8 protein-coding genes are annotated in these 11,205 nt (G+C 58.2%); 6 read left to right on the top strand and 2 right to left on the bottom strand.

The window, feature by feature from the left end; all coding sequences use genetic code 11:
• Positions 1-79 precede the first annotated feature (79 nt).
• Positions 80-985, bottom strand: a complete 906-nt coding sequence (locus tag P3S72_RS16170) for a LysR family transcriptional regulator (protein WP_276193091.1) — start codon at positions 983-985, stop codon at positions 80-82.
• Between the two features lie 97 nt (positions 986-1,082).
• Between P3S72_RS16170 and P3S72_RS16165 the strand changes: the two genes are divergently transcribed.
• From P3S72_RS16165 to P3S72_RS16155, 3 genes are all read left to right on the top strand, one after another.
• Positions 1,083-1,868, top strand: a complete 786-nt coding sequence (locus P3S72_RS16165) for an SDR family NAD(P)-dependent oxidoreductase (protein ID WP_276193090.1) — start codon at positions 1,083-1,085, stop codon at positions 1,866-1,868.
• Positions 1,869-2,143: 275 nt separating this feature from the next.
• On the top strand, positions 2,144-3,544 hold the full coding sequence (locus P3S72_RS16160) for an aspartate aminotransferase family protein (protein ID WP_276193089.1): 1,401 nt from the start codon (positions 2,144-2,146) through the stop codon (positions 3,542-3,544).
• Positions 3,545-3,614: 70 nt separating this feature from the next.
• Positions 3,615-4,982, top strand: coding sequence for a glutamine synthetase family protein (locus tag P3S72_RS16155; RefSeq protein WP_276193087.1), 1,368 nt, complete (start codon positions 3,615-3,617; stop codon positions 4,980-4,982).
• A gap of 384 nt (positions 4,983-5,366) precedes the next feature.
• Here the strand turns inward: P3S72_RS16155 and P3S72_RS16150 are convergent, their stop codons facing one another.
• Positions 5,367-6,281, bottom strand: coding sequence for a LysR substrate-binding domain-containing protein (locus P3S72_RS16150; protein WP_276193086.1), 915 nt, complete (start codon positions 6,279-6,281; stop codon positions 5,367-5,369).
• 268 nt (positions 6,282-6,549) lie between these two features.
• Between P3S72_RS16150 and P3S72_RS16145 the strand changes: the two genes are divergently transcribed.
• From P3S72_RS16145 to P3S72_RS16135, 3 genes are all read left to right on the top strand, one after another.
• On the top strand, positions 6,550-7,572 hold the full coding sequence (locus P3S72_RS16145; protein WP_276193085.1) for a zinc-dependent alcohol dehydrogenase family protein: 1,023 nt from the start codon (positions 6,550-6,552) through the stop codon (positions 7,570-7,572).
• Between the two features lie 705 nt (positions 7,573-8,277).
• Entirely contained in the window at positions 8,278-9,714 is a 1,437-nt protein-coding gene (locus P3S72_RS16140; RefSeq protein ID WP_276193084.1) for a hypothetical protein, read from the top strand.
• A 36-nt stretch (positions 9,715-9,750) separates the two neighbouring features.
• Positions 9,751-11,157, top strand: a complete 1,407-nt coding sequence (locus tag P3S72_RS16135) for a PLP-dependent aminotransferase family protein (protein ID WP_276193083.1) — start codon at positions 9,751-9,753, stop codon at positions 11,155-11,157.
• Positions 11,158-11,205 lie beyond the last annotated feature (48 nt).

Raw genomic sequence — 11,205 nt, 5'->3', positions numbered from 1 at the left:
TGCGTGAGAGGTTGATGGGGCGCGTCATGCCAGAGGAGGCCGTTGGTGGCCACTAACCCCCCCCTAAATTGTTTACCTCTCAAGTACGACGAGGCTCGCCCTCGGCAATTTCGCGCATCAGACTCAGGTAACGACGCGCGCCCAGCCCCAGAGGTCGGTTCTTTACCCAGATGATGTCGACCCATAACCGCATCTGACTTGGCATGTTGTCAAACACCACCTCCGTCAATGCGCCCGAAGTGAGTAGCGGTTGTACCAGCGGCTGTGGAAGATAAGCCCAGCCCAATCCTTGCTGCACCAGATCCAGCGTTGCCAGATAACTGTCGCTGAGCCAAATCCGCCGCGACAGCACAACACGTGGGTCAGAGTCTGTAGGTCCTCCAGTCGCAACTATGATCTGCCGAACGTCCACCAGTTGCTCTTCACCCAAAGGGCTTTTCTTGCCGGCGGCCGCAGGATGATCTGGAGAGGCAACTGCGACTAACAACTGGCTCCCCGCTTCAAGAAACGTCTCCCGCTCGTCAAGCCCTGGTCGTTCAAATCCTAGTGCCAATTGCACACGTCCTTCATGGAGCATGCGAATCGCCTCCGGATGGGACGCGGAGCGAATCTCGATTTCAAGCGTGGGAAACTCTTTGGCGATAATGGACAGCGGACGATTCCACACGCCTGTTTGTAGCTCCGGCGCCATCGCAAGGACCAAGCGCCCCTCCAACCCCTGATGAAGCTGGAGAGCATGCGCGTCCAGCAGGTTTAACTGGCTCGCGACCTGCCTTGCCTGGGGCTCAAGTGCTTTGGCGGCTGCGGTCGGAATGGCTTTGCGGGTTGATCGGTCAAAAAGCAACAGATCCAGCTCTGCTTCAAGCTGTGACACCGCCATGTTGATAGCGGAGGGAACCCGGCCTAACTTTCGGGCTGCGGCGGAAAAGGAGCCGCTGTCCACGACCGTAAGGAAAATTTTAAGTGACTCGCTGGTAAACGCCATCGTGGTTGTCAGATTTTCTGATAATGATCGTCTTTATTTATCAGATTAATTAGCCTAATTTCCACTCCTATTACAAATTAAGTACGTGGGGAACACCATGTTAAATACCGACTTGATGGGGCATGTGGCACTGGTCAGTGGTGCTGGAAGTGAAGCTGGCATTGGTATGGCGATCGCTCGCAGGCTAGGTGCATCTGGGGCGAAGTTGATCGTCACCGCCAGCAGCAGCCGCATCGCGGATCGGGTTAAAGAGCTACGCCTCGAAGGGTTTGAAGTTGAAGGTCGGCCAGCTGACCTCACCGATGAAAGCCAGGTGCGTGAATTCGGCCTCTGGGCAGAGTCAGTCTGGGGGCGAGTCGATATCCTGGTGAATAACGCCGGTATGGCCATGCAAGGAAACCCTGAGGTTTTCTCGGAATTGGCAGCTATGGAACTGCATGAGTGGAATCTTTCACTGGCAAGAAACTTAACCACGGCTTTTCTTCTAACCCGAGCCGTTTTGCCAGGTATGCGGACGCGAAGTTACGGGCGCATTGTCAATATTAGTTCCACCACGGGCACCCGGGGGAGCAATCCGGGCGAAGCCGCTTATAGCGCCGCTAAGGCCGCGATGGTCGGTATGAACATGGGACTTGCACTTGAAGTCGCCAAGCAGGGGGTTACTGTAAACAGCGTGGCCCCCGGATGGATCACCACCGGCTCAACCACGCCCGTTGAAGCAGAGGCGGGGCGCTTCACCCCAATAGGGCGGGCGGGCAGCCCCCGCGAAGTGGCGGCGGCGGTTGCATTCCTGGCGTCGCCTGACGCCAGTTACATCACGGGTGAAGTCCTTGTGGTGGATGGCGGGAACTGTCTGGTCGAGAACAAAGCACCTCAAGCCTGATTTTAAATCACCTCGGTTTATCCTCTAAAGATGAGGGAGTTCAGCGGGATAAATTAATAATCCAAAGTAAGGTTTTCTGCGTTAACTGCAATATACCCGGGTATGAGTTAATCCACGCTAAAAATATTGATGGCGAGCGCCCGAGCTATAAGTTGTTGGGGCGCTGTTTCCTGCTATACGCAAACCGATAGGGGAATAAATGTGGCGATGGATTGTTTTCTATCTGGCTGGCGACGACTTTTAATCAATGTAATAGTTAATATAGGGTTTTGATCATGTCGAGAAGTGGAATTTCTGAATCAGCAATTGCTGCTTTTACTGCCTCCGAGCGTGCCCGTTTTATAGAAAACAACCCAACGTCAATGGCGCTGGCCCAGCGTGCCAAGGCGAATCTGTTCAACGGTGTTCCCATGCACTGGATGAGCGATTGGTCGATGCCGTCGCCGCTCTTCGTCCAGCGCGCCAAAGGCGCACGCTTCACCGATGTTGACGATCATGAGTACATTGACTTTTGCCTGGGCGACACCGGCACGATGTTTGGCCATTCACCCGATCCTATTGCCCGCGCCGTAGCCGAGCAGGCAAATAATGGCTTGACCACGATGCTGCCTGGCGAAGACGCGGTGCTCTGCGGCGAGTTGCTGGCTCAGCGATTTGGGCTGACTTATTGGCAGGTCACCGCCAATGCTACTGACGCCAATCGTTATGTTCTGCGCTGGGCGCGAGCTATCACCCAACGCAATGTGTTGCTGGTGTTCGACGGCTGCTATCACGGCACGGTGGATGACGTGATGGTGCGGTACCGCGACGGCAAAACAGTGCATCGTTCGGGTCTTGTGGGCCAAGCCTACGACTTGACCCAATACAGTCGATCTATCCCCTTCAACGATGTCGCCGCACTGGAAGCTGCGTTAGCCCAGGGCGATGTGTGCGCGCTGATGTGCGAGCCGGCGATGACGAACATAGGCATGGTCCTGCCCGATCCGGGATTCATGCAAAAGTGCCGAGAGTTGACCCATAAATATGGCAGCCTGCTGATCATTGATGAGACCCACACTATTTCTACCGGCATCGGTGGATGCACTCGCCAATGGGATTTGAAACCCGACTTTTTCGTGGTGGGTAAACCCATCGCAGGTGGCGTGCCTTGCGCTGTGTTTGGCGTGACCGAGCACGTTGCGTTGGCCATGCAGCACGCGCAGGAGACCATCAGCGAAGAGAGCGACGGGCATGGCCACAGCGGTATGGGAACGACGCTGTCCGCCAACGCATTGGCGATGCGTTGCATGCGCGTCAGTCTTGAAGAGGTCATGACAGAGGCTGCCTACCAGCACATGCTGCCCCTGGCCTCAAGACTGGCGCAGGGATTTCGAGCGTTGTTCAAGCGGCACCAACTGAACTGGTCTGTCACCGAGTTGGGGGCTCGTTGTGAGTTTCAATTCTGTGCCACCTCGCCCAGAACCGGTGCGCAAGCCGAGGCGGCTTTTCATGACAGCCTTCAAATGGCGCTGCACCTGTATCTAATCAACCGCGGAATCCTGATCACGCCTTTTCACAACATGACCCTGTGCTGTCCACAGACAAGTGATGCCGATATCGACAGGCTAATCGGTGAGTTGGATAGCGCGCTGACCACACTGCTTGCCATCCCTGGAGCTCGGGTTATCCCTTCATAACCGGATGTGTGACGCTCCCGTTTTTCTCAAATACTGCCAAGTCGCTTGAATGAGCGCTAAGAGGTTTGACATGCAATTTGCTGATAAAAAAGAGGCCGAAGATTATCTGGCCGCCCACCCTGAAGTACTGAGCATCGAGTTGTTCCTTATCGACGCAAATGGTGTGCCACGGGGCAAACTGTTGCATCGCGACGAGTTACTGGCGATCTACGAGAATGGTCGGCCACTGCCGAGTTCCATTCTCGCCTTGACCGTGCAGGGTGAAGACGTCGACGAGACAGGCTTGGTCTGGGATGTCGCTGACGCCGACTGCTGGACCTACCCTTTACCGGGAAGCCTGACCTTGCAACCTTGGCGCACCCATCCCACCGGCCAAGTGCAGGTGAGCATGCACCCGACCCAAGGTATTCCTGCCGCACCGGCCGACCCGCGACATGTACTGGTGAACACCCTCGAGCGGCTGAAAGCCGATGGATTCCATCCGGTAATGGCCGTTGAGTTGGAGTTTTACCTGCTGGACCAACAGCGCGACGTCAACGGTCGGCCGCAGCCTGCGTTGCAGACCAATGGTGTACGCCCTCATGCACCGCAGGTGTATGGCGTATACGAACTGGAGCAGCTTCAACCTTTTCTTGATGACCTCTACGCAGCGTGCGCGCTACAGGGTTTACCGGTACGAACGGCGATCTCCGAGTACGCTCCGGGCCAGGTCGAGTTGACGCTGGAGCATTGTTTCGACGCGCTCCAAGCCATCGATGAAGGCGTCCGTTACAAACGCTTGGTCAAAGGCGTGGCTAACAAGCATGGGCTGCAAGCGTGCTTCATGGCCAAGCCATTCAGCGATCAGGCCGGTAGCGGTATGCATTTGCACGTCAGCCTGGCCGACGAGCAGGGTCACAACTTGTATGCGAGCGAAGACCCACAGGGCACGCCGCTGTTGCGTCACTCCATTGGCGGGATGATGGCGACCTTGTTTGACTCGCTGGCGATATTTTGCCCCCATGCCAACTCATATCGCCGGTTCCAGACCGGTAGTTACGCACCGCTGGCCAAAAGCTGGGGCGTCAACAATCGAACGGTGTCGTTCCGCGTGCCCGGCGGCCCTGCGATAAGTCGGCACATCGAACACCGCATTTGCGGTGCCGATGCCAACCCCTATCTCGCCGCCGCCGCATTACTTGCGGGCATTCACCACGGCATCACTCATCAAAGCGATCCTGGCGCGGCGATTGTGGGCAATGGCTATGAACAGGCGACTGATTTTCTACCCACCGACTGGCTGACAGCGTTGCAGGCACTGGAGCGTTCCACCTGGGCACGCGAGGCGCTGGGCGCCGAATTCCTAAAGGTGTTCCTGGCGATCAAATGGCGCGAGTTCCGTCAATTCAATGCTGAAGTCGGAGAGCAGGACTGGCGCTGGTACCTCACCCACGCATGAGTGTTGGCCCGTCAGCATGCCTTGAGATGGACCGCTGAGGCACCGACTCCCGCTCGGCCGCCGTCGAAGCCAATAGGGTTGCGGACAATATACGGGTGGAAATCGCGCTGCAGGCGGCAGTCAAGACCCTAATTACATTGCCTGACGGTGTGGCGGCTGATGCTTGCGCTCGGTTACCAGTTAACGAGAGATAAATTATGAAGAACGCGCTCAAGTTTTATATCACGCAGATTAGTTGCCTCCAGCGACGAAACATCACCGCAAACCGGCCAGGCGAAATTGTTTGTCTGGTATTTGAACGCTGTCGAGCTGCTGGTCCACCTTTACTTGATGGGATTGGAATACTAAAAGGCCGCATGATTAGACCCGGCTGTCCGACGACGCCTAAAGACTATCAGGGTCGCCAAAAAACATCTGAATCCGCGACCGCAACCAACGCTCACCCGGATCATTGTCCTGCGAGCCTCGCCATGCCATGTGCAACTCGAACGAGCGCACCGGCAGTGGGGGTTCCTCCGCGCGCAAGCCGCCCGCTGCCGTCAGGGCCTCGGCGGCATAGTCCGGCACGATGGCGACGATGTCGGTCCCCGCAAGCAGGGTGCCCAGGCCGTTGAACTGCGGCACGGCCAACACCACGTGGCGTTTGCGGTCGAGCTTTTCGAGTTCTTCGTCGATAAACCCACTCAAGTCCCCGGCGAACGACACCAACGCGTGAGGGCGGGCGCAGAAGTCGTCCAGGCTGAGGGCGCCGGGCACGCTGTCGGCGCGCAGCAGCTTCGGCAGGCTGCGACGCAGCACCTTACGCTTGGCGTTGGCCGGCAGGTCGGCGGTGTAGCTGACGCCGATGGAAATTTCGCCGGAGGCCAGCAGGCCCGGCATCAGAATGTAATTGACGCGGCGCACCACCAGCACAATGCCAGGGGCTTCGGCGCGCAGGCGTTTGAGCAATTGGGGGAGCAGGGCGAACTCGACGTCGTCCGACAGGCCGATGCGGAACACGGCGGTGCTGGTGGCTGGGTCGAATTCGGCGGCGCGGCTGACGGCGGTGGAAATCGAGTCCAGGGCCGGGGACAGCAGGGCGAAAATTTCTACGGCGCGGGCCGACGGCTCCATGCTGCGACCGGTGCGCACAAACAGCGGGTCATCGAAGAGACCGCGCAGGCGCGACAGCGCCGCGCTGATGGCCGGCTGGCCGAGGAACAATTTCTCGGCGGCACGGGTCACACTACGCTCATGCATCAAGGTTTCGAATACGATCAAGAGGTTAAGGTCGACACGACGCAGGTCGTTACGGTTCATCTTGTGTCCTGGATGAGTCTTTAAACTTGACGAGAGCGGCCACACAGGAACCCTGCGGGCTCCGTCTCGGAGCATGACCGGCATGAATCTTACGGGGAAAGGCTGGTACTCTGCACCGGCTAATTGAGTTTTCCTACGATAGTTGAGGTCTATTCCTCAGTCGCGGAATCAATGACAGACATGTCGACTATTAATGGCGACCTGTGGTCTTACCGGGAAAGCCCAGATAGAGTTCAGGGCAATAGAGGTTACTTTGACGAGGTTTGCGATGTCCCGCACGATCCGTTTTCACAAGTTTGGTCCGGCTGAGGTGCTCAAGTGCGAAGAGCATGCAGCCGCGCAGCCCGCACCGGGCGAAGTGCAGGTGCGTGTCGAGGCAATTGGCATCAGTTGGTACGACATTTTGTGGCGCCAGAACCTGGCGTCTTCCCACGCACGTTTGCCGTCCGGCCTTGGCCATGAGATGGCCGGGGTCGTTGTGGCCCTGGGCGACGGCGTGGATGACTTGGCAGTGGGCGATAAAGTCGCCAGCTTTCCCGCCGAGAGCCCCAATGATTACCCGGTGTATGGCGAACAGATCGTCTTGCCCCGTTCGGCGTTGACCCGTTATCCGGATGTCTTGAGCCCGATCGAAGCCAGCGTGCATTACACGCCGCTGTTGATTGCGTATTTTGCGTATGTGGACTTGGCGCGGGTCAAACCCGGCCAGTTTGCCTTGGTGACCGACGCCAGCCACTGCGCCGGTCCATCCTTTGTACAACTGGGCAAGGCCTTGGGCGTGCGGGTGATCGCGGCGACCAAGGACAGCGCGGAGCGCGAGTACCTGCTGTCCCTTGGGGCGGAAAAGGTCATCGTCACCGAAGAGCAGGACCTGCTCATGCAAATTAACAAGTTCACCGACAACCGCGGCGTCGACGTGGTGTTCGATGGCCTGGGCGGCCCACAGATGTCGTTACTCGGCGATGTGTTGGCTCCGCGTGGCAGCCTGGTGCTGTATGGCTTGCAAGGTGGCAACCAGACGCCATTCCCGGCCTGTGCAGCGTTCCAGAAGAATATTCAGTTCTTTGTGCATTGCATCGGCAACTTCACCGGCAAACCGGAACTGGGCATCGTCCAGGACCAAGTGGCATTACAACGCGCGTTGCGCGATATCAACCAACTGACCGCCGATGGTGTGCTGATCCCGCTGAAAACCAGAGTGTTTCCATTCAGCCAGTTCGTCGAAGCGCACCGCTACATGGACGAATGCCCGTGCCGTGAGCGCGTCGCATTGCAGGTTGAGGCTGTTTGAGCTGTAGGAGTATTCGCAAATGAATACTCGGGCGTCTGAATGGATGGGGCAAATGCGCCATTTGTCAGGGCTTAACCCACGCAGGGTTTAAGCCCCCGTTTGGGCGCTAGGCCCCGCAAAATACGAGGTTTGCCCCCGATGCCGCGCTGAATTCCAGCGCGGCATCTGTGTGTGCGCGCAATTAACGGCTCGCCCAATTGCCATCTGAACTGGTTTCTTGCGGCGTTCTGTATCTGTTAATCATTATGCCATTGCCGATAATCGAGCCTTCACTGTCATCTCAAGGATTGAGCAATGATTGAATGTCTGATTTTTCGGCCTGATACGTATGAACTTAAATTATCGCGATGCATACCTGGGCGGCAGGGTGATGGCGTTGGGGTAGGTAATTCCAATTTATTGAAGTTGAATTCTTTAAGTTGGATCTTTCCTTTATGTCGGATGCGTCCTTAGTTTCTTGCTCAAGTCAGTGTAGGACGTTGTCGGAACGTTCCTAGGGTTGCCGGTGTGCCCTGGCGCAGGGGTCTCAAGGAGAGGCGGCGCGAAGGGTACACAATTGGCGTTCCCTGTCGATTTGTTACAGCGTGCTAAGGTTTATTTATCGTCACCCTTGAGCGGTGAACGACATTTCTACGCATCTAATGGGTCGAGCAAATAATCTCGGCAGTTACTTGAAACTGATATTTCAACTCAGGTAGTAGAACTATGAGCGCAACTCACGAACAAGCCATGAACTATGTTTACCAGCAAGTTCTGCAACGTTTGGTCGGGCACTTTACGCGCGCCGAACGTACCGCACTTCAATTATTGATCCAGCGAATTGTCGTCGCTGCCGGCGGCATGGAACAAGTAGGCGATTACAAAGTGTTGGTTGCCCATGGGGGCGGCGAGGTCAGCAGCTACACCCTGGCGCTGCTGCGTGCGGCGCAACTGACCATCGCCGGCCGTGCGCCCAGGACCTTTCACCTGCGCGTGGCGACTTTACGACATGTCGGCATGACCCAGGCCACGCTGGACAGCCTCCAGCGCGGCTATAGCACACTGTTTTTCCATGACGACCCGCGGGTTGAGTTGCTGATGGTGGAAAACCAGGAAGTGCAGCCGTTCAACCACCTGCGCGCGACCTCAAGTGCAGGCAGAGAGGTCAGTCAGCGCAATGTGTTGATGGTGGGGCACCTGACCTCCGGGGATATTCGTGCGACGCTGTGTACCGATACCTACCTGTCCCTGGGGGATTTCTACCAGCGTGTCAGCTCTTGGAGCGGTGGTGTGCATGCGCTGGTCAGCGGTGACTCGCCACGCAAGCAGAGCCAGTACCTGGCGTGGTTGAAAAGCGCGGCCCAAGCGGCCGGCATCAGCACTCCGCCCGGCAAACCGGCGTCGCTCACCGGGTTGTTCGCACGTATGGAGGAATGGAGTAACGGCTGTTATCAAAGCCTCTATGGCGAGCAATACGTTGCACATGAGAGCCCTGGCCGAGGAGGGCATCGCCATTTGGCCTACATCGGCATCGCCGACCTGTTTAACAACGTAGATGTTGCTTCGACCCCTCTGCTCACTGATTTCCTGAGCTATGTACCCGACCCATTTGGTTTTCAGTTCAGCCATCCTGCCTACCCCAGCCCGTTACTCATGGCTCACCTGCGGGGGTTGCAGGCCGAGTGCCTGCGCGAGCTGTCCTACGAGGACGGCGTGGCGGGTTTTATACGCCAGGCGATGGACTGCATGTGCCGCCAGCAAATTCCTGAACATCTGATCGCAGAGGCGGGCAGTGAGGACGGGCGCGCACTGTCGACTACCTACGCCCAAGCGTTCTTTGGCTTGGAGGAGGCCCCGTTGACCTGTCTGCTGTTTTCTCCCTTCATCCATCATGGTGAGCGGTTGGAGGGTTACCTGCGTGAATGCCATCCCGGCATGCTGGTGGCGCTCCCCGAGTTGCACAAGGCGCTCCAGGGCAAGCCGGCTGCCGAGATGCTGCACCAGTGGGCCATCGACACCAGCGGCTTGCCGCTGTCGTTGCTCCAGCACCTCTACCGCAAGCGCCCGCTGGAGGTTGAGCGTGGCGCTGACGCGCGCAAGCGCCGCGCCGCACGCCTGCTGACCAACGCCGAGGCGCGTGCGTTTCAGTTGTTCGGGCGCTAGTCGGGTGCGCCAGGATGTGTGTCCAGGTGGGCAGCCATGAACCTGCGAGGTGAACGGCAGGCGGATTTCGCCTATCAGGCGGTGTACCGTTACATGATCAACCTGATCAACGAAGTCAGCCTGGACATGCCCGTCAAACTGCCCTCTTTGCGCCAGCTGTCGACGCGCTTGAACGTGTCGATCTCGACGATTCAATACGCGTACTCGCTGCTGGAAAAGGAAGGGCGGGTGTATTCGGTAGCCAAATCGGGCTATTTCGCCTGGCCCGTGGCAGCCAATCCGCAGATGGCGGCTGGTGCCGATCTGCTGGAGCGCTTGTACACGGCGGCGCGGCGGCCCGGAATGGTCGTACTCAGCGGTGATGAGCCGGCGCTGCTGGGTGCGCTGGACGGCGCATTGCTGATGCTCGAACGCCAACTGGTGCGCCGGCACCCACGTCAGTTGCAACCCTGGTCGCAGCCTTGCGGCGTGTGGGAGCTGCGCACGGCATTGGCGGCGCGTTACACCTCATCGCCGACCCGCTGCTGGCAGGCCGACGACGTCTATATCGGTGCTGATCTGCGCGGCGTATTGGAAATTCTCATTGATGTGCTGGGGCTCCGGGGCGCCACGGTGATGGTCGAGTCTCCCTGCGACTGGCTAATACTGCGCCTATTGCAGGCTGTCGGCGTGCGCGTCATTGAGTTGCCCTGGCAGGTCGACGGCCGCCTGGACTTGGCGAGGTTCGAGCACCTGCTGCGCCATGAATCCGTCCACCTGGTGTTGCTGTCATCGCTGGTAGGCATGCCTTCGGGCAGCGCCATGCTCAACCATGAGCGCCTGCGGGTGGCGCAGTTGCTGGAAGAATATGGCTGCTGGCTGCTGGAGAATGACACCTTTGGCGAGTTGGGCTTTGCGCAGAACCATACGGCGCTGCGCAACCTGGTCAGCCCGGAACGGCTGATCGTGTTCTCGTCGTTCGAAAAAATACTCGGCCCGGAAGCGCCGTTCGGTTACGTGCTGTCACGCCACCTGAGCAGTGAACTGCAGCGCCAGTTCCTGCTGCGTTCATTTCGACTGTCGTCGATCCGCCAGCGCGCGATTGCCCACCTGTATCAAAGCGGGCGACTGGATCAATACCTGCAGACACTGCGCCAGCGCCTGCGCGAGCAGGCCGAAGCCATGAGCCAGCGCCTGGATCAGCGCCTGGCAGGGCGGGTGACTTACCGTATGCCGCTGGCCGGGGCGAGTTTCTGGCTGCACTCGTCGGCACCGGTGGACATGCGTCAGGTGTTCCAGCGCATGCTGGCGCAGCAGGTGGTGATTGCTCCGGGGGAGTTGTTCAGCCTCAGTGGCCTGCATCATCAGCAGCTACGGCTGAGCCACGTGTTCAACGGGCACCCGAACCTGGACGCCGCATTGGATGCGCTGGCGCAGGCCTTGCTGCAGGCGCAGACCTCCTAGCGTGTGAAAAATCTCTTGCTGTCGTGGGATCGATAACATCGCGCGGTA

Origin of the sequence: Pseudomonas sp. D3, assembly GCF_029320995.1 — a bacterium.
GTDB lineage: Bacteria > Pseudomonadota > Gammaproteobacteria > Pseudomonadales > Pseudomonadaceae > Aquipseudomonas > Aquipseudomonas paraveronii.
The sequence above is the reverse complement of the archived record's forward strand: the minus strand, read 5'-3'. Positions and strand labels throughout refer to the sequence as shown.